Raw genomic sequence first — 22,754 nt, 5'->3', positions numbered from 1 at the left:
TAAATATAAGAAATTTCATTCATTTAAGCAATATAAACACATAAAATTATGGATCTAATTATTGATTTATATGACTTATATAACAAAAAAAGTCGGAAGAATAATCTTCCGACCATGACTAGGAGTGAAGGACTTAATGTAATTAGGCTATCGAGAGCAAATCAATACCTATCTGAATTAGAACTTTCTTATGAAGAAATAAACAAATTAAAATCTAATAATGAATCTTGGGAATTAATCTTTGATAAGAATTATCAAAAACACAAAAGTGAATTTGAGAAGGAATTTTTAAAAGATGTAGAAAACTCTAAAAAAATAAAAGAGAAAGAGCTTGAGTCACTACAAAAAGAAATTCTAACTTGTGAAAAAAATCTATCTTTAAAAAAGCAAAATATTGAAGAAGTTTCAAAAGAAATTGACCAAATAAAAACTAAAAAGGACGATTTAATACTTTCAATAAAGTTAAGTGCAGGAATAAGCAATACATTTTCAAAAGGAAATTCAATTAATGAAGATGCTAAATTCTATCAATCTGACGAAAACTCAAATCTTGAGTTACCTACATATTTAGACTTTGATGATTATTTAGACGATTTAATCGAAAATAAAATTATAAAACGTTCCTCAAGATCTAATTTCATTGATTCTATTTATTGTTTACAAAAAGGGAATTTTATTATTGCAAATAATATTGCTTTTGTAAATACATTGATTAAAACTTTTGGAACATATAAAATTATCCAACAAAATGCAGAAATTGATTGGATAAAATACCAATTTATATATGAAAATGGTTTTAAAGAAATAGTTGAAAGTGCTACTAAAACCCCTTTAATTCCTCATTTTTATGTATTGCAAGACATCAATATTTCTAGTTTTGAATGCTATGCAAAACCAATTATCGATATTGCAAATAGAGTTAGAAAAAACATCCCTGGATTAAATTTAAATTGGCCTTCAAACCTATATTTTATTAGTCTTCCAATTGAAATAGAAATAGAAAAATTTGGTTTCGAAATGCAAAGTGAAACTTTCAAAAATTGGAAAGCATTTCCGATAATTGAAAACTTCGCTTCAACAGATGATTTTGAAATGAATTCAAGAGTAGATATAAATTCAATCCAAATTAATAGTGAAGTCATCAATCATTTTGAAAACTATTTTTCATAATTAAAACTATGGAAAATTTACTATACAGTTTTTTTATAGAGAATAATCATAACTCTCTTATTTCATTTCAAAGAATTAAGAGGTTTTTGTCAAACATACATTTTGATGAAGAAATAGGTAAAAACAGATTAGAAAGTTTATATAAATTATTGAACAACGGAGTAATAGATTATGCTGGAAACAGTAATTACTATATGAGTCCCTCAATAATTATTAATGCTGAAAATTTTAAAATAGGCATTAACCTTCCCATAGATGTAATTGAAACTAATAAAGAAAAAATTATCACTCAAAATACAGGAATAATACTTTTTAATATTCAGGAAATAGTACTGAATGATTGGGATATTAAGAATGTAGATTATAAATTCGATAATTATCTTTCTAATTTTATTTCTATTTTTAAAATTCCTTTAAATTGGGAAAAGGTACAAATGATGTTTCCAACAAATTCAATCAAAATTGAAATATTTAATCCTGAAAATTTTAAATGGAGTAAAGCTGAAAATTCAATACTAACAAATAGTTTGTATAAAGTTTACCCTTATCCTAATGATTGTTTTGAATATTATTTCAATTATAAACAAAACTGGTACAGAATAAAAGCTGAAGAATTTGATAAAAGCAGTTTAGCAAAAACAATTTTAATATTAAAAGCCAAATTGGCTTATAATCCTGCTTCAAATGTGTTAAGCATTCCAAAATACTTTCCATTACCTTCATTCATTGAAAAACTATTGTTTTTAAATCATTGTTTGGCAAAGGGTAAATTTCCAGAAAACAGAAATTATTTTATAGAAAGAAAAGATTTTAAAAAAGTGAATAAAGTAATATTTAATAATCATATTAAGATAGCAGCTGATGAATAATGCGTTTCAAATTTGGAGAGAATTAAAAGATATTTATACAAAATATATTGATACAGGTTTGCCTTTTAGTAATATTTTATTGGAGAATGAAAGACGCTCACTATTTGAAAAAGGAGATACCATTGCTAAATATCCTATTATAGAATTTACACCAAAATACAATGAGTTTAAAACATTAAACGAGACTTGTATTACATTAAATCTAAATCCAAAATTTGCAGAATTTATAAAGCAAGGTTTGTTCAAAGACAGAGATGGAATTGAAAGTAAAATATATGAGCACCAATTTGATTCAATAAATGCAGCAGTATCAAAAAGGAAAAATATTATTGCTACAACAGGAACTGGTTCTGGCAAAACAGAATGTTTTTTATTTCCATTACTTTATGATTTAATAGATGAAAAATTAAATACAACTAATCAAACTAAAGCTGTTCGTGGATTAATTTTATATCCCTTAAATGCTTTGGCGGAAGACCAAATGCGAAGACTACGAGAGGCATTGTCTAGTGAAAATGCAATTAATTGGTTAAACAAAAATGCAAACAGCAACTATATTACTTTTGCACGATATACCGGAATAACACCAACATCAGGTAATAGAGATAAAGGCAAGGAAAAAAACAAAAAGGCATTAATAGAATTTGATAAAGAATGGGGAAAAGTTAAAGAGTTTGTAAATCAGAATCCTGATTATAAAGAATATTTATACGACATTCCAAATAGAGATGTGAATATTGAACTGTGTGATAGGTATTCCATCCAAGATACTCCGCCAGATTTATTAATCACAAATTACAGTATGCTCAATGTAATGCTAATGAGAAAGGACGAAGATCCCATTTTTGAATCAACTAAACAATGGTTGCAAGAATCGGAAAAAAATATTTTTCATATCGTAATTGATGAATTGCACTCCTATAGAGGAACAAGTGGTACAGAAGTTTCTTATTTAATCAAATTATTATTAAATAAAATTGGACTGACTCCTGATTCTCCCCAAATTCAATTCTTATGTTCAAGTGCTTCGATGCAAGAAAGTGAACGTGTAAAAACTTTTGTTTCAGGATTTTTTGGTATTAAAAAGGAAAACTATAAAGATAAGTTTGAAATAATTAAAGATAAAAGGATTATTGACAATACTCCAATTACAAATAAAATTGACCCAATACTTTGCATTGGTTTAGAATCAAAATCCATTGAAGAAAAGGAACTTTTTTTTGAGAAAAATAATTTATTACCTACACTTCAGAAATTAATAAATAAACCAATTGAAATCAATACCATCTTTAGCAATTTATTTATTGGTAATAATTTTGAAACTAATCTAACGGCAATTGAAAGTATTTTAACTTCTTTAACATTCTTAAAGGATGAAAAAGAGAAAATAAAGCAATCTCAAAGAGCACATTATTTCTTCAGAAATATTGATGGTTTATGGGCTTGTACAAATTCCCAATGCAACCAAGTAGACGAAAAATATAATTTCCCAAAAAGAAACATAGGGAAACTATACCGGAGACCACAAAGCAGATGCGAATGTGGTTCTCATATTTTAGAGGCATTAACTTGTCGCCAGTGTGGAGAAATATATTTTAATGGCTGGACTTCTGAACAAGAACCAAACAAAATTTTACCTGAAAGAGGAGTAAATCTAAAAGATTTTTCAAATAAAGTATTCTACAATAACACCAAAAATATTGAGATAGAACCAAATTCTGATTGGAGAAGTTCAAATTATGACACAATAAATGGTATTTTGCAAAATCAACGAATTGAATCAAATGCAATTGAGTTTAAAAAACCAACTGAATACAAAGCTCTTTACCCTTATGAATGTATCTGTTGCGGATCAAACGTTAAAAAAAATGCAGACCAAAATACACTAACACCAATTCATAGACATTATACAGGTGTTCAAAAAGTAAACCAATTGATGGCAGATTCTCTATTAAGAATTATTGCAAAAAGCGATAAGGAAAATGACACCAAAAACGCAAAACTGGTTCTTTTTTCAGATAGCCGCCAAGCAGCAGCAAAACTTGCAGCTGGTATAGAAATGGATCATTACAAGGATATTGTAAGAACTTTATTGATGAAAAATATTGATATTCATAAAAATTTATGCAATCAATTATTGAAATTCATTAATGATAATTTAGATGAAACAGAAGAAAATAGTTTAGAAAATGATAGTTTAAAATTCAAATCTTTAAATGATTTGTTTAAAAGAATATTGCAATATTTTAGGAGACCAAATGAAGAAAAAAAACAGGTAATTATAAATGATATTAATTCACTACTAATTAATGGTTTAGATATCGATGATTTAAAAAATCGTATAGGTTTAAATTTATTAGAAAAAGGGATAAATCCTGGAGGTCCTAAAAGCTCACTAATGCAAAATAAAAATGACAGAGACTGGCATAAGTCATTTTATCCTACCGAATTTAATAGTTTTGTTACTCTTGATAATGATGCCCAATTTTTTAAAGAAATTTCAAACTCACTAAAATACGAAATCGTTTTAAGTTTATTATCAAGTAATAGACGTTCATTTGAATCTTTAGGTATTGGCATTGTTATTCCTAACATAAAAAAATACAATGGTTATGATGTTAATTTTATTCATAATTGCATTAAATTACTAGGAGAAAGTTATAGAATTAGAAATAATGACATCACTAACAATCCTTCTTCCATTCCAAAAAAAGTATGGGAATATGCAAGATTAGTTTTAAGTTTTAAAGGATATAATCATCCAAGTTTTAAAGAAGATTTTATTTCAATTCTAAATGATAATGAAATAATCAATAAAGATATAATCGAACTAACAGGCAAAAATTTAAATTTCAGATATAAAAAAGAAGAAGAGCAAGTTTATAAATGTCAAACTTGTAGTAATCTTCAAATTGTAAATCATTTAGATATTTGTACCAATTGTTTTAATAAAACATTACAAGCTGCAACGGAATCAGAAATTAAAATAATTTTAGCGAAGAATTATTATCTGCATTTAGCGCAGATTACTGATGACGGCAAAGACTTTCCGCTTATGAGATTGCATTGTGAAGAGTTAACCGGTCAAACCGATCCAACAGAAAGTAGAAAAAGACAACGACTTTTTCAAGGTAGGGCGATGGAAACAGAAAACAGATTGGTCGAAGAAATAGATTTATTAAGTGTAACCACGACAATGGAAGCAGGAGTTGATATTGGTTCATTGGTTGCGGTAATGATGGGAAATGTTCCTCCACAACGATTTAATTACCAGCAAAGAGTTGGTCGAGCTGGTCGAAGAGGAAGCGCATTGTCAGTAGCTTTAACAATCGCAAAAGGAAACTCGCACGACCAAACACATTACAATCAATCACATCGAATGGTATCTGCTATTCCAAGCGATCCTTATTTAGAACTAAATAGGGAACAAATTTTATTACGATTTGTAAACAAACAGATTTTAAAAGAATCATTTCAGAAAATTGTTATCGATGATAAAAAGAACTCAACGAGTGTCCATGGGAATTTTGGCAAATCAAATGATTGGTTAGATTATAAACCACAAGTAGAAAATTTTATAAAACAAAATGAAGCTCCCATAAATAAAATAATTAGTTTTTTAAAAACAGGAACCAATATAGAGCCTACATCAAAAGAAATATATGATAATCATGTAGCCAAATTAACATCAAAAATTGATGAATATTATAATAACAATGTTGATTATCCACAGTTAGATTTAAGCGAAAAATTAGCAAATGCGGGACTACTACCTATGTTTGGTTTTCCAACCCAAACAAGAGTTCTCTATGAAGAAAAGCCACAACCAAAAAACACCAAGGACGAATCTCTAATTAATCGGAATTTAAGTATCGCAATTTCGGAATTTGCACCAGGTAGTGAAACAGTAAAAGATAAAAAAATATTAAAAAGCGTTGGGGTTATCGACTATCACTACAGTAACGGTGGACTTAATGAAAAAGATGGTAGGGGTTATAAATCCGATGAAGTTTATCGTTGTAAAAATTGTAAAACTGTATACACTAAAATTACAGATGATAAAAAATGTGATTGTAATGGAGATTTAATCAATTTTAAAGCAATTACTCCTTTAGGTTTTTGTGTTGAGTATGGAGTTGCAAGAAATTTTGATGGGCGCTTTGAATTTAATGCCCGAGCTGGAGAGGTTACTCTTGATCCTCAATCAAATTTGAATAATGTTGTTCCTGTTCAAAATTTAATTCTATCATCAAATCAAATTCCTGATGACGGTATTGTTCATCTTGTTAATGATAATGATGGCGATTTTTTTAAATTCGGAAAAATTCCTCAAACCAAAATGTGGGTTGTCAAAGAACACTTGAGTAATTCAACTATCACACTTCTAAATGAAGAGAATTATGCTCTGTTAGCCTCTAAACACACTGGAGTAATTGCATTATCTTTAAATGATTTATCTGAAAATTATTACCAAGACATTAACAATCCATATCAAAGAGCTGCTTTTTTATCTTGGGGATATTTAATTAGAAAATCAATTTGTTCCGAACTTGATATTGAAACAAACGAGTTTAATATTGGATACCGTATTTCCCCAAAAAACAAAAAGCATGAAATATATATAGTCGAAACCGCAGAGAATGGTGCTGGTTATTGTAATTATTTAAATGGAATGGAAGATAAAGAAATTACTAGGAAAGTATTTATTGATAGTTTTAAAGCCGATGGTAAATTATATCAAGAATTGTTATATACAGAAAATCATAAAGATTGTGTGTCATCCTGTTATGATTGTTTGAGGGATTATTATAATCAACATGAACATAATTTACTGAATTGGCGATTCGCTTTAGATTTAGCTAGAATTAGTAACGATAAAAATGAAATATTAGACTTTAGTCAAGAATATTGGGGTAATTTTTTTAATGAATACTTGAATAAATTGTTAGTGAATAAAGATAATAGTAAATTAATTTGTAAAAATGATAATTACTTTATCTTAGATAAAAAGGGACATTTATTTTTAGTTAAGCACCCTTTTTGGAAAGATACTTTTATAGAGTCAATAATAATCAAAGAAAAATGTCAAGACAGTATTTTAATTAATGAAATTATATAGTAATTATCTCATTAGTAACAACTTGATTCTTCTTTTTAATTCAGAATTAAATAAAATGCTTTTATGAATTTTAATCATAGTTTTTCAATATGTTTAAAAACTAAAAAACCAGTTTTACCAAAAGCAAAACTGGTTTTTAAAGAACATTATTTTAATGCCCTTATGATTAAAATCAATGCAATAGAGACAGTGGCAACAGCAACAACTCCATTTACAAATTTAGCAGTTTCTCCATAAACAGTAACGCAATTACTGTTATGGCATAGTGATGCTTGCTCACTGGTTTTAATTTTATTAAATGTGTACACCTAATTATTTTTTTGGTTAATAGAATTCCGAACAACACCAAGCCGTGTTCAATCAGCTACCTAATGTTACTTTTCTTTAGTAACACCTTTGAATGGAGTGCCATCTTGCTTAACATCCATAAAACGACCAGTGTCAGCATCACGCTTTACCCACTGCTCCGTTTTTGGATTATAAGTTTGACTACGGTCTTTTACGGCACCATTACGATGTCCGTCTCCAACTTTACCATTTTTAGCCATAGCTGTTAATGATTTTGTCTAGCCAAACTTTTTAATACTGAGGCGTTTGGCTAAAAACCCAAGGAATAATTAGGTAATAAATAGAATTCTATTACTTTTGCAGAATAATTTAAGAGGGTCCAATCAATTAAATTACTCCGACCGAAGCGCTATTCCAGTTTGCTTCGGTTATTTTTTTTCTACAAAGTCCTGATATTCCTTTATAGTATTGATGCTGGCAATCAAAATACTGCCTTTTGATTTAACTTCAAATATAAATTGATCACATTCAGCCTCATCCATAATTCCTAATTTATATGCCTCCAACAATATATCCATAGTAGTAAGATAAACTATACTGTGTTCTGAACAATAGTTGGCTATATCTTTTAAATTACTGCTTGCAATATAATCCCTTGTGTATCTTGCTACAGCCATACAGGCAGCTTCTCCTTCTCCCTTAGTCTTTTTTAGCACCATATATTCCCTTAAGATATCCATTCCTGAAGGCATTGATACAATGGGAATTTTTGACCAGGATAGAAAATTATTTATAATTACAAGATTACTTTTTCGCTTATCAAGCTCACTTTTAACCTTATCTAGAATTACAAACTGATCTGGAAATATTTTTGGCAATAATAATTGTTTTCCGGCTTTTATAAAATGGATAATGACATCACAATCCAGTAATATCTTGGGTTTACTAGATTTCTTGCTCATCATCAACTACATTAGGGTTCTCAATATCAATATTAATATCATACATCAGAGAATTGTAATGACTCTCTGAAATTATTCCGTTATCAAACAGCTCTTTTGCTTTAAAACCATAATTTCCTACAACATATTCTTCTCCGGTTTTCTTATAAAGTTTATCGCTAAAACCGTACTCCAAGGCGCTTTTAGTAATATCTTTTTTCCAATTACTATAATCTTTTCTTAGTAAACCAATTTTATGTAAACGAATTAACATAGCAGTTCTTGAAACACCAAAATACTGTTCAAGCTTAACAACGGTAGCTAATGAAAGTTCACCACCCCAAGCAAGTTCTTCTTCCGGTATTTGTTTGATAATACCTGCTTCAGGCATTAAAAAGTAGGAACTGAAAGAATCTGCATTATATTCCTCTTTGTTTTTTTTATCAAATTTTCCAGCATTACACATCTGAAAACTAAATCCATCTTGAATAAAAAGATGATATAATTCATGACCGATCGTAAAGTTTTGTCTTCCAACCGAAACATTAGTATTAACCATCATGAAATTGCTGTTTTTCGTCTTCAATGCCATGCCTGAAAATTCACCTGTTAGAGGTCTAAAAACAGTTAAAACATCTAAAGAGGTAAGTAGCTTTTCAAAATCAATAGGAGCATCATTGCTTATACCACACAATCTTCGAAATTTGTTGGCTCTTACTTCTAATATTTTATCGTTTAAGGCTACCATACAAATTATTAATTTTTAAATAGTTTTTTACAATCTTCCCAAAAGCAGCCATATTTTCCATATCATCATTATTCAGGTCATCCTTTCTAAATGCAAATACTACTTCGGCTAAGGCTTCATCAATATTTTCTACAAAAAAAACATCTAATTCTACACCAAATAAATCCGATAATTTTTCTAGAACTTCAAGAGGTATTTCTCGCTCATCATTTTCGTAAAAACTAATCATTTCACGATTCTTCACACCAAGAAACTCTGCAAGTTTATCTTGTGTATAACCATATTTTTCTCGCAATCCTTTAATTACCAATCCTGTCGTAGCTTCCATAATTTCTTTGTTTTTGATTTAAATATATTCTTTTGAAGGATTCATTTAGTGTTACAAAAGTAATCATTTTTTACAAATTACAAAACAATGTACAAAATTAAAACAAAAATAATTTCCATTATGACTTTTCATAATTATGTAAATTTGACTTTAAAATTTTAATGTAAAATATTAAAAACATGAAAACTACAGAACTTACAAGAAAGGAATTATATGATATTGTGTGGTCAACACCCGTTTCTAAATTGACACAACAGTATGCACTTTCAAATGACGGGATAAAAAAAATCTGTAAACAGTTTGAAATACCAATGCCAGATGGAGGATATTGGATGAAATTAAAATTCAATAAAAAAGTTAATACCTCTAAATTTAATCCCATATTCGGAGGTATGGATAAAATCGTCTTAACACTAAGGGAAGAAGGAAACACTATTAATATAGACCAAACTCCATTAACCATTAGAACCAAAGAAATTGAGAATGATCCCAATGCTCCTTTAATTGTTCCCGATAAAATTACAAAACCGGACATTATAACCATTCAAACCCAAGAGTACTGGAAAGAAAGTAAAGGTGATACTTTTTATAGAAAATACAAAAAGTTACGCTATCCTATCAGAGTAGGCGAAAAACACAAACAGAGAGCCTTATGTTTTATGGACGCACTAATTAAATTACTTCGATACAGAGGTCATTCATTGGGAGAAGAACACCAAAACACCTATATTCTAATTAATACCATTTACATTGATTTCGATTTAAGGGAAGCTTCCAAACGAGTACCTGCAACAACTACTTATGGTACTTCCGAATATATTCCAACTGGGGAATTTATTTTAAAAATAGGTCGTTACTCAGGAGAAAAAGAATGGCGGGATGGTAAATTAAAAATCGAAAAATTATTAGCTCGTATTGTTGCCAAACTTGAAATCTATGCTCAAGAAGAAAAGAAACAACAAGAAGCATCACGCTTATGGAGACTACAATACGATGCCGAAGTAAAACGTAAGGACGAAATCAAAAAACGAAAAGAGGAAGAAGTTGCCAAATTTAATAAACTGGTTGCCCTTTCGGAACAATATAACACATCCCAATTAATTAGGCAATACATTCAAGCCGAATACCAACAAGCTATTAAAATTAAGACACTAACACCCGAGCTTCAAGAATGGATAAACTGGGCTAATGATAAAGCAGATTGGTACGATCCTACCATAAACAAACCCAATGATATTTTAGATGCTTAGTAAAAGGCGGTTTTAGGTTTATGTAAATCCTTAGCAAAAAAGTTTTGTGAGTTTCCTATATTAATTTAAAAGCATAATTGCATCAATAGCATGTCTATTGTTAATTCATACATACATTTAAAATTATTTTATCCTATTTTTACTTCTAAATTTTAAAAAACTAGTTCAATTCTGTATCTATCATATAAATCAAACAACTTTAAAATGAACAAAGAGACCCTAAATAAATTTGCTTTCTTGAAAGAAGCAATACTTAATGACAAATTAGTTGTTTTTGCTGGTTCAGGTGTATCTGTAGAATCGGGTATTCCACTTTGGAAAGATTTATTGGAGGGGATAAAAACAAAATTAAATTTCAACGCTGAAAATGAAAATGATTCTTTAAAAATTGCTCAGCTGTTATTTAATGAGAAAGGGGAAAAAGAATATTATGATATTATCAAAAGTCTTATCTACAATAATAGTACAAATAGCTACAATCCATTGCATAAGTTAATATTTCAACTAAATCCACAATATATAGTTACAACAAACTATGATAACTTTTTCGAGCAATTTACGGAAAATGAAGGCCTCCCTTTTTCATTGGTTGCAAAAGACGAAGATTTGCCTTACGCAAAACATAAAAACCTGATAATCAAATATCATGGCGATTTTGAAAACCACAATATTATTTTAAAAGAAACAGATTATTTAGAATTTTCGAAAACCAATACGCTCAAAGAAATCTTTGTAAAATCACTGTTCAGTAATAAAGTGATCCTTTTTGTAGGGTATAGTTTTTCTGATATAAACCTAAAATTATTAAGTCGTGATGTACAATACATTTTAAAAAAACATCATCAAAGTGCCTATATGTTAGATGTATCAGATTCAATCTCAGAATCTGAGAAAATGTACTATAAAAACTTAGGAATAAATATTATTAATTATGATCAGGCAAATAAAGAGATACCCAATTTGGATAGCTTTTATGATGATAAACAAATTAAGGCAAGTTCATATAGCTCTAGGGCATATAAATTATTAAATTACCTTAATGAATTCAATTTAGATAAACACAAAAACAATCTAGGTGATATTTTAACTGATAATCAAGTTATTGATGAGCTGTATAGGACTTTCAAAAAATTCCATTATTTCAGAGTTTTACCAAAAAACTTTTTATCCAATTTATACCCATTAAACAAAAATGCAAAATCTTCATGGAACATTAGAGACAACATATTTATATGTTTCAATAACGAGTTATATAATCTTATCCAAAAGTTTGATAAAAATGAAGATACCATTTTTAATGATATTCAAAAAGAGAAGATTCTTTACTGTTTAAACAGATTAATGTATTCAGGTGTTTATCACATTGCATTGCCTAAATTGAATTCTGATTCTTTTGGAAATTATAGTTTCTTGCAAGAAAGCTTAATCGATTTAAAATCAAAAACAAATTTAGATGCCAATTGTGATTGTTTAAGTTGTAATCTCAATAATTATAAATATTCAGATATTATTAGTGGAATTGAAAAATATGTCATTACAAATTCTTCTGATTTAACAGATGACTTAAACTATGCTAATACTCTTTATAAATTAAATTATAATTTTAAATCCCTTTTTGCTTTCCAACAAATTTATTATAAAGCCAATAAACAAAAACGATTCGAGGTCAGTTTTATATCCATTTACAATGTATTTTGGTTAAGTAAGTCATCAAATTTCTTTTATGAAGATTACGTTGATGAAATCGATTATCAAAAAGTAGAAAAAATTGCAAAGACTATTGATTTAGACAAAGAATTATTTAAAGTCAAATATCTGGTAGATGAAAAAGTATATGATCTCCTAAGAGAAATTAGAAGTGGTATCTATATGCAAAGGTTATGTGATGATATAGATGAAAAATATCAGGAAATACCGGAAACAAAAAAATTAATCGAACGAGGCGGAGGTAGTTCGAACAATAATATCAATAATTTATACAAATCAATTATAAAATTAGAAAATTACAGAGATCTAAATTTTATTAATATTAATGGTTTTTCCAGAATAAACAAAGCGATCGAAAAATCGATAAATGCTTTTATCGTGGCTTACTCTATGAAATTTATTGAAAATAACGTTGAGCATAGTTTCTTTGGTACGCCTCATATGAAAAGTTACAATCACTTCTTAATAAAGGAGATTATTGAATATGCAGAAACAAAAAAATTGGATTCCTTTATAAGGGAAAATAACCTTGAAAATATTGAGATTTCAGAAGAAAGTATTCCCGAAATTTTTTCCAGTATTTCAAACTTTTTGGATTCCGTAACAACTTCAAACCGCTTTTCAACCGAGCCTTTTGAGAATAATGCCATTGTAGCAAGATTAAATTCAGACACCAATTTAAGAATATTAATTCTAAAACAACTTGACAATATTTGTCTGGTATTAACATACTTCAAATTTCCTGACGACAAACTGAATGAGTTATATAAAAAAATAAACCTTTTTATAAAATTCGTTAAGTTCAAAGGAGTGTTCGATTATCAATATTTAGAAAAATTACTATTTAAAAAACATTTAGAAATTGACTCTGACGCTATTTTAAATACGTTACAGATATTTTATTCAAACAATAGGTTTGACGAAAACTACGACCGTATTTTAGATGTTTTAAATGCTAAAGATGAAAATTTCACTACAAATCTTTTTAATATAAATCAATATGAGATTAACAATACTAAATGGAAGTACCATATAGTCTATACCTGTTTAGAGGGGGAACTTAAAGTAAATTTTAAAGACAAACTCAGAAGTTTTCTAATGTCTGAAGATGCCAATTTATTTATGTTATTTAGAGCAATCTATAATGATATTCTAATTGAACCTCAAATTATTGAGAAATACAGATTAGGAATCCAGAAAATCTTAATCAATTACAAAAGTCAAAATGTGAAATATAAAAAAACAATAGATCACGATATTATTAACTTCTACAAACTGGTTTATTTAAAAAAGATAGATTTGAAACCTTTCAAAGGGATTGAAATAAAAGACGACTATTTTAAATTTTTATTTAATCCAGAAGATTTTCCAATTGATCAATTTAACCCTGAATGGTTAAAAATTATAGATTCTAATTGCTTTTTTGAAAAATTCAAAGAAGTACAATATATAATTCCAACTCTTGAAAAATATCTAATCGATAATGATGATATTAAACTTATGAAAATATATTTCCGATTAAAAAAAGAAAAAGAAATAGTCACATTAGTTGACAATCCAATTTGTGACAATTAGTAAAACAAAAATGAAACAATTATTTTATAGATGTTCATTTCATAAGAAAGTATAAGATATCATCACGGGCAATCAATAGGTCTCACTACGGTCGTTTGCTTTGTTCCGTTCGGCTGTTCCAGTCGGTCGTACCTCCCTCCGTTCCACAGACACGGCGCAGCTACAATAAAAACAGCAGCTTGAAAATAAGCAGCTGTTTTTATTGCGCTGCTTGTTCCTCATCTTCACACGCGCTCTACCCTTCGTTCGTCGGGGCTATTGCATCCACAATACCGCTTCATTCCGTTACGCTCCGCAAGCTACGCTCCACTGCATTCCAGCAGTATCATGTCTGCCGCCCCTTATTTTTTCAGCGGTTGCTCCTTCGCTCAGCCATCGGGGTTGGCTCCGTTCGGTGAAAAACCTCACTTTGCCCTAAATCAAGGTTAGCCTAAAGGCAGCTCTTTATTTTTTCCCCGCCGTTACACGCTGCTAGCCCTTCTCTCCACTTTGTCACGTCTCGTCCTAAAAAACGAGACGGGACTACGCTCCGTTCCCGGTCTAGCGTGGCTGTTCGATTGCCGCTACACCGCCACGGCGCTCCTCGGGAAAAAGAATTCCGTAAACTCCATTCTTTTCCCTGCGGTGCTTGGGGGTGTTTGATTGCCGATTACATAAAAACGCTCCCAAAAAGAGGAAAACGAGAACGTCCGACTTCAGAAAAAAATAAAAAAAAGAAAGTAAAGCTAAGTTCCGGTTTCAAAAAGTAAAGTTCAAGCCCTATGGGTTTTTGAAAAAATCTCCACCCTTTCATTTCCATAACAATAACCGATTATGCAATGACACTTCCGATTCTTAAGAACTATTGAGGTAGTATTTTTTCAAAAAAACTTGACTTATTTTGAAACCTCCACTAACACGACGACTTTCTTTTTTTTCTTTTTTTGTTTTGAAAAATTTTAAAAGAAAAGAATCCAGTTCTTCCGATTCTATTTCAGTATACACCAAAACCGATACATTTCCGATTGCGCCTCATTCCCAAGCAAACCGAAGCATAAGTACAATATAATTGCACCACTTAAATAAATCGAAGAAAAATAAAGCAATCTACTTTTATTGACTACCAAAAACAAAAAAAGCCCCGAATTTCGGAGCTTTTTGGGTGGTTTTTAACCAGTTTTAAAGATTTATTTATGGTTCTTCTTCTGATTTTACAGCAGTTTGAGAAACTACCGAAATAATACTTCCCCCCAGGACCAAATAACCAGCAGCTGAAACCAATCCAACAGGCAAAGCAACTGGTGAAGCAATAATTACTCCGCCAACAGATGCCAAAGCAATTCCAACAGTACGAAGAATTTTAAACCATTTTGGTGTTGGTGCCAATGTTCTTTCTACGATATTCAATTTTTTATTTTTCATGATCTTGATTTTTTAAAATTGTTAATTCGATGTTATTCACTCTTTTTTCTAAATATTCAACTTTTTGGTTCAATAAGTCGTTACCACTTTTAAACTCGGTTTTGATGATTAAAGCCATTGTTTTAACTTCTATCAAATCTTTTTCCATGCTCTTGAAATCAGTGTGTAGTTGCTTGATAAAATAAGCTACTACAGAGAGTAACAAAGTGATTAGCGTCCCAAAAAGTACCGTGATGTTATTGATGTTTTCCATGATTTTGGCTTTTTAGAATTGAAAATTATTTTCAATTGTTATTTTATTAGTTTCAACTTTAGCCAGTGCAACCAATTTTGGATAAATCATTTTGTAAGCTGCAATACTTTGGGAAACTTGAAAATCACCGTCCACAAATTGGAAACCAAAACCGCAAAGAGGACAGCCGGCAGTATCTTTTACAGTATTTCCGGTATGGATATACACAAAATTAAAATTTGGCAAACCTGTAATCTCAATCATTCCTTCGTGTAGTTTTCCAAATGCTTTCTTGTAATTCACATTTTTAGCTCCGTAAGTGTTCAATTTCAAACTAAAAACACCTTTTGGAATGGCTGTTTCTGAAGCTATTTTTACGTCTCTGATTTTATCTTCTAACAGATAACATTGAAAGATTCCGTTAATGTACAATTGACTTAATGTACTTTCTTTGCCTTGCGCAACTCTTATTATTTTGCTTTCCATAATTATGATAGATTGGATTTAAAACAAGAAATCCCTCAATTGTATCGAGAGATTTTTTGAGATTATTTCTAAAAAGCATCCTCCACTCTCAAGCAGCTTCCACTTGAGAACAAGTAGTAATTTGGTCCCACTTTTTGGTAGAACTCAATTCCTATACACTGTAAAACGGTTGTGTTAGCCGTTGGAAGTACTCCACCAGGTAAAGTAGCAGCAACAGAAGTAGTAGGAACAGGAGCATTCAAGTCCAAGTAATCACTAAATTGAATATCGTTTACCTCATTCAAGTCAGTATCCACAGGATCATAACTGTTTGTGGTAGCATTGTACTCAAAATCACTCACTACAGAAAGCGAAGTAATCAATCTAAAGTGAGTTGTACCAGCTGGAGCATGAACCAAATTAACTGGATTAAAATCAGTAACTATAAATTCACAGCTTTCTCTGTCCAATGTATGAGAAATCATATAGGGAGCGTTAAAAATACCATTGAAAGAGATATTTTTATTAAACTCAAAACCTTTTAAGTAACTACGTTGAGTAGAAATCTCAATTTTACGATACCCTCTGGCTTCAGTTTGATCTTCAAGGTTGATTTTCTTCATTATAGAAGTCAATCTTCCTGTTACCTGGCTATCTGCCATTTGTTTCATTACTTGAGATAAACCACTACGAACCGATTTTCCTGCTTTGGCACAAGCACCAAATTCGTTCATATTTTCACGAGTTCTCTCAAATTCAGGAGCAGTTAAAACTTGGTCGCCTGATGGCCCTCCAACCAATCCAGCAAAATAACCTTCCTGACCTTTAATTTTAAAATGTCGGATATCTCCAAGAGTTCCAACGTACTTGATATGACCTTTCTGTCTTGCCATTTTTTCTAATTTTTAAAAGTTAATATTTACTTGCAATTGCTGTAACAAAGTTCAATGATTATCTTTGATTATCAATAACTTAAAAAACTGTAAATCAATGCAATACACTGCAAAAGCACCGTACATAGTGGAAACCCATTGGCAAATTGAAGAAGTCCTTGATGGAGATAGCATCATCATTTGCAATCGTTTCACTCAAATGAAAAAAGAAATTCGGCTTTATGGCTTGGATGCACCGGAAGTGAAGATTAATAGGAAGATGAAAGAGGATGAAGAGAAAAGCAGTTTGCCAGCCCAATTATTGCTTCAATTTGGTTTGCAATCATTGCACTTCGTTTTGTCGGTTGCACCTCCCAAAACGACTGTAACCATCATTACAGAACAAGAGAATTATTATGACTACTGGAACAGGCAATTAGGGTATGTTATTCTTCCTGGTGGATTATGCTTAAATGAATTACTTTTACAAAATGGGTATGCCAAAGCAACTCATCAATATTATTGTAGTAAACTTGCGGAGTACCAAGCAATTAACCGCCAAGCTCAACTCAATGGTGTAGGTATCTATAGTGTAGTAAAAGTATTCTGATTTGTTGTACTTATGTTGTACTAGTAGATTGTAAATATTAATAAATACTAGTAAATACAATACCTTACAGGCGTAAAGAAGATATATACTAGTCATACACCATTTTAGTACCGAAAAATGAAAACATTAACTTTTATCTTTTCTTTAATTATTCTTATGAGTTGTAATTCTCAAAGCAAAAAAATTGATGAAGTAATTTTAAAAACAAAAAGTCAAAAACTATTAAAAGCATTTAACGCGGAAAGTCAAATAACTTCTTCCGATTATGATTCATTAATTGATTTGAATTATGATAATGTTAAAGATTTTGTAATTGGCTATTATGGTCTATCTGGTACTGGAATAAAAAATTTAGTACAGGTCTATTTGTATGACTTAAAAAAAAACAATTACGTTTTAAACAATCAATTATCTGAATTAAGAAATCCATCTTTTTATATTGCCCAAAAGAAAATTACGGAGTTTTACATTGGAAATGGCGGTGGAAGTGGAAGCCAACTTGAATGGATAAATGGAAAATGGATTGTGACAAAAATGTTCGAAGTTGACTATAACGAAATAAAAACAGTTTGGAAGATCACCTATCCGCGGGAAAAGAAAACAGAATATTTTGCAAAACCATATCAAATGATACCTCCAAAAGATATTTTGGAAACAACCGTCAAAGAATAACCAATGTGATACCAGATTACCCCAATCTGCTTCTCGATTGCATCGAGTACCTACTTAAGTTAGAAAACAAATCGTAGCGTTTGCAACGCGGCTCAATAAAATCTATTAAATCTGACAGGTTTTTAAAACCTGTCAGATTTGACTCCAAATCCACACTATTATAAAAGCTCACAGCAAAAACTAATCCATAAAAAACGGCGCAAACTCTGTAGAGACTTGCGCCGTTTTCTATCCTAAAACAATCAGGATGTTAGTTACTTTTTAATGAACTGACAAAATCATTAAAACAATTTATAAATTCGGTGAATAGGGATTAATACTCCCTGTTTTAAAACAACATTTTTGTCAGTAACCGCCCAAATAGTGGTGTCTACTATTTTTTTGGATTCGTTGTCTTCAAAGAAAATTTTAATTTTAGAATGTTCTAAATTTCCTAGCGCCAGTGCCCTGTTGATTTCGCTTATTCTTGTTTTAATTTCGTTATCGTCATCCAGAACATCTGTAGTTGGAAACTTAAGAGAAGCTATATTTTCTTTCTCTATAATTGTGAATTCCGCTGTCATAATTGAAAAAATTAATTAATACTAAACTTGTTATTGTAATTACTTAAAAGGCTTGAATTGGGCTTTCGCTAACAATAACCTTCTATAAAATTAACAACTATCTTCTTGAAAACTGCCAATTTTTTATTAATTTTTTAAGTAAAACTTCACTTTTAAACAGTTAAGAATCCAATAACCATAATTAAACAAATCGCTATTCATTCTTTTAAAAAATCAATTAGCTATTCCTTTTTTAGTGTATTTTTACATAAGTAATTACTAATAATTTGATTAACAACCAAATCAACCGAACAAATCACTCCCCAAAAAACGCATCGCCTTGGAAAACTTATACCTCTTTATTTTATTAGCCTTACTTGCCGAAGTTTTGGGTACTGTAGGCGGTTTTGGTTCTTCCTTGTTTTTTGTACCTATAGCGAGTTATTTTTTAGATTTTCATTCGGTTTTAGGGATTACAGCGCTTTTTCATGTTTCGAGTAATCTTACCAAAATAGCTTTTTTCAGAAATGGTTTTGATAAAAAATTACTCATTACAATAGGTATTCCTGCGGTGCTATTTGTTATTATTGGAGCCTTTATTAGTAAATACATTGACACCAAAATTCTTGAAATTACACTGGCGGCGTTTCTTATTGGCACAAGTTTGTTTTTTCTGTTTTTTAAAAACTTCACTATAAAGCCTACTATTTCCAATTCATTACTGGGCGGCACTTTTTCCGGATTAATTGCCGGTTTATTAGGAACTGGAGGTGCTATCAGAGGAATGACACTGGCAGCTTATAATCTTAAAATGGAAGTTTTCATTGCAACCTCGGCTATTATCGATTTAGCTATAGATTCCAGCAGAAGTTTTGTTTACACCTATAATGGTTATGTTCACCAACATGATTTGTACCTCATCCCTATTTTGTTTGTAGTAAGTATTCTGGGAACTTATATTGGAAAAAGAATTTTAAATCATATTTCGGAAGCACAATTCAAATCTATTGTACTTATTTTAATTTTAATTACGGGTTTAATAACGCTTTCAAAAGTTATTTTTAGCTAAAAAAAATCGCAAATTAGTAGCTTAGACAAAGCGGTACTAATTTGCGATTGGAATAAAATGGCAATTTTATTAAACGGTTTCTTCTTCCTCTTCAGTTACAAATTCCATGTGATCTTCTATTTCGGCAACAACCGGTTTTGAAGCTTTAAGCGCATTAAAACGTTCTAATTGCTCTAATTCGTCTTCATCACCACTGAAATATGGAAAAACATCCAACACCGGAGATTCTGAAATTGCTGGAATACTATAATCGCCCATCGTTCCTTTCATAGTATGAACCGTATTATCATAAGCCTCTTTTACATCATTGGCCTGAACCAGAAAATACATATTGGTTTTGCGCTCCTTACCACTTTCTTCATCATAAGCTAATAATGAAATTTTGGATTTAAACCAACGATCAGCATTTTCAAAAGGGTGAATTTCGGCATAATTAGCCACTTTGATATTCGCTATTTTAAACTCTTCACTTACATAAGCTTTCATTTCTTCATTAATTCTACTTTCGGCTTCTGTAAAAGAAATAGCGTCGACCAAATAAATTTCGCCCACCATTTTTTGATTTCCTGTTTCGTCCGTTTTTCTATATTTTACTTTGCATTCGTACCAAGTTGCCATAATTTTTCTTTTTTAAGGATGCCAAAGATAGATTTTAGAACAAAATAATTTCCAGATTATCAAAATAGATATTCACAATTTGAAAACCAACAAGCTTCGCAATTATAAATTTGCCACAGATTAAAAAGATTAGCACTGATTAATCTGTGTTCCTTCTCTTTGTGTAACTCCAAGCTCTCTTTGCAAACATACGTCCAAAAACCACTAACAACCAACAACTTAACCAACAAAACCATCTAAAATCAACTAGTGTTTTTATGTTAATATTAGGTTAAATAAAAATTAAACATCTGTTTAAATTAAACACTTGTTTAATTTTGTACTGTAATTAAAAAAAAATCCTTGTGAAAACTGATTTTAATGAAAAACAAATCCAGATTCTTCTGATAGCCGAAGAACTATTTGCCGAGAATGGATTTGAGAAAACTTCAATAAGAACCATTGCTAAAGCGGCTGAAATAAACATTGCTATGGTTTCTTATTATTTTGGTTCGAAAGAAAAACTACTGGAAGCACTAATAGTCTACCGAACATCTGAATTAAAAGTTCAAATAGAAAACCTCTCTGTAGAAGATTTAGATCCAATAGAAAAAATTGACAAGTTGATTGATCTTTACGTCAACCGCATCAGATGCAACAGAGGAATTTACCGAATTCTTCATTTTGAATTTTCATCAGAAGAACTTGAAGACAAATTAAAAGTCTTAAACGAAGTAAAAGACCGTAATTTAAAATCATTAGAAGTTATTATCAAAGAAGGACAGCAAAAAGGATTTTTTAGAAAAGACATCAATATACCGCTAATCCCTCCTACGATTATGGGAACCTTTTTTCACTTTACAACGAATAAGGCCTATTTCAAAAAATTACTGGATCTCGATTCGGATGAAGCATTTGAAAATTATATACAAACAACATTTAAAACACACATAAAACAAACTATAAAAGCACTTCTAATATATGAAAGCTAATCATTTAATACTCTTTGGAACTATTTTACTGGGAATATCTTCCGTAAAAGCACAGGAAAGAAAGAGTTTATCTCTCGACGAAGCGGTGCATTTAGCCTCGGAGAAAAGCAATGAAGTAAATCTGGCCAATGCCAAAGTGGCAACCAAAAAATACGAATTGCAATCGGTTAAAAACCATATTTATCCTGATCTAAAAGCAGCGGCACAATACCAAAGGCTAACTAAAGCTTCAGTAAATCTACAAGGCAGCGGTAGCGATTCAGAATCAAAAGCTCCCAATGTAGACCAATTGGTTTTGGGACAAATTACAGCAAATTTGCCTATTTTCTCTGGTTTCAAATTACAAAACAGTATTAAAGTTTCTGACAATTTATATCAGGCTGAAACAGCTAATGCTTTGCAAACTAAGGAAGAAACCGCAATGAAAGTAGTTAACTATTATTTAGCCTTATATAAAGCTCAAAAAACAGTTGAACTACTTAACGAAAATTACAAAAGTGCGCAACAACGTGTAAAGGACTTTACCGAATTAGAAAAAAACGAGATCGTTCCTAAAAATGATTTACTAAAAACACAATTACAACTTTCTAAAGTTCAATTATCATTAGAAAAAGCTAAAAGCGATTTGAGTGTCATCAACTATGAACTGACCAACCTTTTAAAACTGGATCCTAAAACGATTATTGAAATCAAAGAAAGAGATTTCTATAATTTTGAAACAAACAATGTCCCGGTTGATGAAAATCCGGCATTAGAGAATCGTAAGGATTTAGAAGCATTACGTTTTGCAGAAAAAGCCAGTCAGGCTAATATAAAAGTGGCTCGCAGCGGTTACTATCCTTCGCTGTCACTTATCGGTGGGTACACAACTCTGGATTTAAAAAATGTAGTAACGGTTCAAAATGCGATGAATTTTGGTTTGGGACTTTCGTATAACATTAGTGATATTTTTAAAAACGGTACCGAAGTAAAAATAGCAAAGAGTAAGGCGGCCGAAGTTCAAAATTCAGAAATGATGCTTACTGATTATATCAAAGTTCAGGTACAGCAAGCCATAGAAGAATATGATTTGGCCCAAAAACAAAATGTGGTTTACACCCAAGCTGTTGATCAGGCAACCGAAAATTACCGAATGATTAAAGACAAATACGACAACGGTTTATCGGACACTAATGATTTACTTGAAGCAGATGTGGAGCAACTTAGTGCAAAAATCAATAAAACATTGGCCAAAGCCAATATCATTCAAAAATATTACAACTTACTTTCTGTAACAGGACAATTAAACCAAACTTTCAAGCTTTAAA

21 protein-coding genes are annotated in these 22,754 nt (G+C 30.5%); 11 read left to right on the top strand and 10 right to left on the bottom strand.

Annotated features, from left to right (window positions below; all coding sequences use genetic code 11):
* The first annotated feature begins 48 nt into the window (after nucleotides 1-48).
* From AAEO59_RS10925 to AAEO59_RS10910, 4 genes are all read left to right on the top strand, one after another.
* Complete coding sequence (locus AAEO59_RS10925; protein ID WP_341700777.1) at nucleotides 49-1,170, top strand: hypothetical protein; 1,122 nt, start codon at nucleotides 49-51, stop codon at nucleotides 1,168-1,170.
* A gap of 8 nt (nucleotides 1,171-1,178) precedes the next feature.
* Nucleotides 1,179-2,039, top strand: a complete 861-nt coding sequence (locus AAEO59_RS10920; protein ID WP_341700776.1) for a hypothetical protein — start codon at nucleotides 1,179-1,181, stop codon at nucleotides 2,037-2,039.
* The gene (locus AAEO59_RS10915; protein ID WP_341700775.1) at nucleotides 2,032-7,158 is read left to right on the top strand and encodes a DEAD/DEAH box helicase; all 5,127 of its coding nucleotides are present in this window, start codon (nucleotides 2,032-2,034) and stop codon (nucleotides 7,156-7,158) included. The genes AAEO59_RS10920 and AAEO59_RS10915 overlap by 8 nt, the downstream gene beginning before the upstream one ends.
* Before the next feature lie 63 nt (nucleotides 7,159-7,221).
* Nucleotides 7,222-7,395: a hypothetical protein gene (locus AAEO59_RS10910; protein ID WP_341700774.1), complete on the top strand. Its 174-nt coding sequence runs from the start codon at nucleotides 7,222-7,224 to the stop codon at nucleotides 7,393-7,395.
* Between the two features lie 137 nt (nucleotides 7,396-7,532).
* Here the strand turns inward: AAEO59_RS10910 and AAEO59_RS10905 are convergent, their stop codons facing one another.
* The 4 genes from AAEO59_RS10905 to AAEO59_RS10890 all read right to left on the bottom strand — a co-directional run bounded on the left by AAEO59_RS10905 (nucleotide 7,533) and on the right by AAEO59_RS10890 (nucleotide 9,463).
* Nucleotides 7,533-7,706: a hypothetical protein gene (locus AAEO59_RS10905; RefSeq protein WP_086440623.1), complete on the bottom strand. Its 174-nt coding sequence runs from the start codon at nucleotides 7,704-7,706 to the stop codon at nucleotides 7,533-7,535.
* Nucleotides 7,707-7,874: 168 nt separating this feature from the next.
* Nucleotides 7,875-8,408: a hypothetical protein gene (locus AAEO59_RS10900; protein ID WP_341700773.1), complete on the bottom strand. Its 534-nt coding sequence runs from the start codon at nucleotides 8,406-8,408 to the stop codon at nucleotides 7,875-7,877.
* Nucleotides 8,392-9,135 carry an ImmA/IrrE family metallo-endopeptidase gene (locus tag AAEO59_RS10895; protein WP_341700772.1) on the bottom strand — a complete coding sequence of 248 codons (744 nt, stop codon included), beginning with the start codon at nucleotides 9,133-9,135 and terminating at the stop codon, nucleotides 8,392-8,394. The genes AAEO59_RS10900 and AAEO59_RS10895 overlap by 17 nt, the downstream gene beginning before the upstream one ends.
* A complete protein-coding gene (locus AAEO59_RS10890) occupies nucleotides 9,116-9,463 on the bottom strand; it encodes a helix-turn-helix domain-containing protein (protein WP_341700771.1) in 348 nt (115 codons plus the stop codon). The genes AAEO59_RS10895 and AAEO59_RS10890 overlap by 20 nt, the downstream gene beginning before the upstream one ends.
* A gap of 179 nt (nucleotides 9,464-9,642) precedes the next feature.
* Between AAEO59_RS10890 and AAEO59_RS10885 the strand changes: the two genes are divergently transcribed.
* Nucleotides 9,643-10,713 carry a hypothetical protein gene (locus tag AAEO59_RS10885; protein ID WP_341700770.1) on the top strand — a complete coding sequence of 357 codons (1,071 nt, stop codon included), beginning with the start codon at nucleotides 9,643-9,645 and terminating at the stop codon, nucleotides 10,711-10,713.
* A gap of 204 nt (nucleotides 10,714-10,917) precedes the next feature.
* Nucleotides 10,918-13,995 (top strand): SIR2 family protein, encoded by a 3,078-nt coding sequence (locus AAEO59_RS10880; RefSeq protein ID WP_341700769.1) that lies wholly within the window; start codon nucleotides 10,918-10,920, stop codon nucleotides 13,993-13,995.
* A 1,170-nt stretch (nucleotides 13,996-15,165) separates the two neighbouring features.
* Here the strand turns inward: AAEO59_RS10880 and AAEO59_RS10875 are convergent.
* The 4 genes from AAEO59_RS10875 to AAEO59_RS10860 all read right to left on the bottom strand — a co-directional run bounded on the left by AAEO59_RS10875 (nucleotide 15,166) and on the right by AAEO59_RS10860 (nucleotide 16,986).
* Entirely contained in the window at nucleotides 15,166-15,396 is a 231-nt protein-coding gene (locus AAEO59_RS10875) for a hypothetical protein (protein ID WP_341700768.1), read from the bottom strand.
* Nucleotides 15,386-15,649, bottom strand: a complete 264-nt coding sequence (locus tag AAEO59_RS10870) for a hypothetical protein (protein ID WP_341700767.1) — start codon at nucleotides 15,647-15,649, stop codon at nucleotides 15,386-15,388. Before AAEO59_RS10870 ends, AAEO59_RS10875 begins: the two co-directional genes overlap by 11 nt.
* 12 nt (nucleotides 15,650-15,661) lie before the next feature.
* Nucleotides 15,662-16,114, bottom strand: a complete 453-nt coding sequence (locus tag AAEO59_RS10865) for a DUF5675 family protein (protein WP_341700766.1) — start codon at nucleotides 16,112-16,114, stop codon at nucleotides 15,662-15,664.
* A gap of 68 nt (nucleotides 16,115-16,182) precedes the next feature.
* Entirely contained in the window at nucleotides 16,183-16,986 is an 804-nt protein-coding gene (locus AAEO59_RS10860; protein ID WP_341700765.1) for a hypothetical protein, read from the bottom strand.
* A 97-nt stretch (nucleotides 16,987-17,083) separates the two neighbouring features.
* Between AAEO59_RS10860 and AAEO59_RS10855 the strand changes: the two genes are divergently transcribed.
* Complete coding sequence (locus AAEO59_RS10855) at nucleotides 17,084-17,575, top strand: thermonuclease family protein (RefSeq protein ID WP_341700764.1); 492 nt, start codon at nucleotides 17,084-17,086, stop codon at nucleotides 17,573-17,575.
* Between the two features lie 117 nt (nucleotides 17,576-17,692).
* Nucleotides 17,693-18,247 carry an XAC2610-related protein gene (locus AAEO59_RS10850; protein ID WP_341700763.1) on the top strand — a complete coding sequence of 185 codons (555 nt, stop codon included), beginning with the start codon at nucleotides 17,693-17,695 and terminating at the stop codon, nucleotides 18,245-18,247.
* A 281-nt stretch (nucleotides 18,248-18,528) separates the two neighbouring features.
* Here AAEO59_RS10850 and AAEO59_RS10845 read toward each other — a convergent pair whose 3' ends face one another.
* The gene (locus AAEO59_RS10845; RefSeq protein ID WP_341700762.1) at nucleotides 18,529-18,810 is read right to left on the bottom strand and encodes a hypothetical protein; all 282 of its coding nucleotides are present in this window, start codon (nucleotides 18,808-18,810) and stop codon (nucleotides 18,529-18,531) included.
* A gap of 319 nt (nucleotides 18,811-19,129) precedes the next feature.
* Between AAEO59_RS10845 and AAEO59_RS10840 the strand changes: the two genes are divergently transcribed.
* Nucleotides 19,130-19,858 carry a sulfite exporter TauE/SafE family protein gene (locus AAEO59_RS10840; RefSeq protein ID WP_341700761.1) on the top strand — a complete coding sequence of 243 codons (729 nt, stop codon included), beginning with the start codon at nucleotides 19,130-19,132 and terminating at the stop codon, nucleotides 19,856-19,858.
* 69 nt (nucleotides 19,859-19,927) lie between these two features.
* On the opposite strand, the gene AAEO59_RS10835 is transcribed toward AAEO59_RS10840, so the two are convergent.
* Entirely contained in the window at nucleotides 19,928-20,479 is a 552-nt protein-coding gene (locus AAEO59_RS10835; protein ID WP_341700778.1) for a DUF4494 domain-containing protein, read from the bottom strand.
* A 341-nt stretch (nucleotides 20,480-20,820) separates the two neighbouring features.
* On the opposite strand from AAEO59_RS10835, the gene AAEO59_RS10830 reads away from it, so the two are divergent.
* Nucleotides 20,821-21,447 (top strand): TetR/AcrR family transcriptional regulator, encoded by a 627-nt coding sequence (locus tag AAEO59_RS10830; protein WP_341700760.1) that lies wholly within the window; start codon nucleotides 20,821-20,823, stop codon nucleotides 21,445-21,447.
* Nucleotides 21,437-22,753, top strand: coding sequence for a TolC family protein (locus AAEO59_RS10825; protein ID WP_341700759.1), 1,317 nt, complete (start codon nucleotides 21,437-21,439; stop codon nucleotides 22,751-22,753). The genes AAEO59_RS10830 and AAEO59_RS10825 overlap by 11 nt, the downstream gene beginning before the upstream one ends.
* The last annotated feature ends 1 nt before the right edge of the window (nucleotide 22,754 follow it).

It is taken from the genome of Flavobacterium flavipallidum (assembly GCF_038289905.1).
Classification (GTDB): domain Bacteria; phylum Bacteroidota; class Bacteroidia; order Flavobacteriales; family Flavobacteriaceae; genus Flavobacterium; species Flavobacterium flavipallidum.
This window is presented reverse-complemented; position numbering and strand designations above follow the sequence as displayed.

Coding starts and splice junctions, on each gene's coding strand:
- AAEO59_RS10905 (WP_086440623.1), bottom strand. CDS start 7,706: ATGGCTAAAAATGGTAAAGTTGGAGACGGACATCGTAATGGTGCCGTA.
- AAEO59_RS10885 (WP_341700770.1), top strand. CDS start 9,643: ATGAAAACTACAGAACTTACAAGAAAGGAATTATATGATATTGTGTGG.
- AAEO59_RS10825 (WP_341700759.1), top strand. CDS start 21,437: ATGAAAGCTAATCATTTAATACTCTTTGGAACTATTTTACTGGGAATA.
- AAEO59_RS10900 (WP_341700773.1), bottom strand. CDS start 8,408: ATGAGCAAGAAATCTAGTAAACCCAAGATATTACTGGATTGTGATGTC.
- AAEO59_RS10855 (WP_341700764.1), top strand. CDS start 17,084: ATGCAATACACTGCAAAAGCACCGTACATAGTGGAAACCCATTGGCAA.
- AAEO59_RS10870 (WP_341700767.1), bottom strand. CDS start 15,649: ATGGAAAACATCAATAACATCACGGTACTTTTTGGGACGCTAATCACT.
- AAEO59_RS10875 (WP_341700768.1), bottom strand. CDS start 15,396: ATGAAAAATAAAAAATTGAATATCGTAGAAAGAACATTGGCACCAACA.
- AAEO59_RS10845 (WP_341700762.1), bottom strand. CDS start 18,810: ATGACAGCGGAATTCACAATTATAGAGAAAGAAAATATAGCTTCTCTT.
- AAEO59_RS10925 (WP_341700777.1), top strand. CDS start 49: ATGGATCTAATTATTGATTTATATGACTTATATAACAAAAAAAGTCGG.
- AAEO59_RS10880 (WP_341700769.1), top strand. CDS start 10,918: ATGAACAAAGAGACCCTAAATAAATTTGCTTTCTTGAAAGAAGCAATA.
- AAEO59_RS10915 (WP_341700775.1), top strand. CDS start 2,032: ATGAATAATGCGTTTCAAATTTGGAGAGAATTAAAAGATATTTATACA.
- AAEO59_RS10920 (WP_341700776.1), top strand. CDS start 1,179: ATGGAAAATTTACTATACAGTTTTTTTATAGAGAATAATCATAACTCT.
- AAEO59_RS10910 (WP_341700774.1), top strand. CDS start 7,222: ATGAATTTTAATCATAGTTTTTCAATATGTTTAAAAACTAAAAAACCA.
- AAEO59_RS10895 (WP_341700772.1), bottom strand. CDS start 9,135: ATGGTAGCCTTAAACGATAAAATATTAGAAGTAAGAGCCAACAAATTT.
- AAEO59_RS10860 (WP_341700765.1), bottom strand. CDS start 16,986: ATGGCAAGACAGAAAGGTCATATCAAGTACGTTGGAACTCTTGGAGAT.
- AAEO59_RS10850 (WP_341700763.1), top strand. CDS start 17,693: ATGAAAACATTAACTTTTATCTTTTCTTTAATTATTCTTATGAGTTGT.
- AAEO59_RS10890 (WP_341700771.1), bottom strand. CDS start 9,463: ATGGAAGCTACGACAGGATTGGTAATTAAAGGATTGCGAGAAAAATAT.
- AAEO59_RS10865 (WP_341700766.1), bottom strand. CDS start 16,114: ATGGAAAGCAAAATAATAAGAGTTGCGCAAGGCAAAGAAAGTACATTA.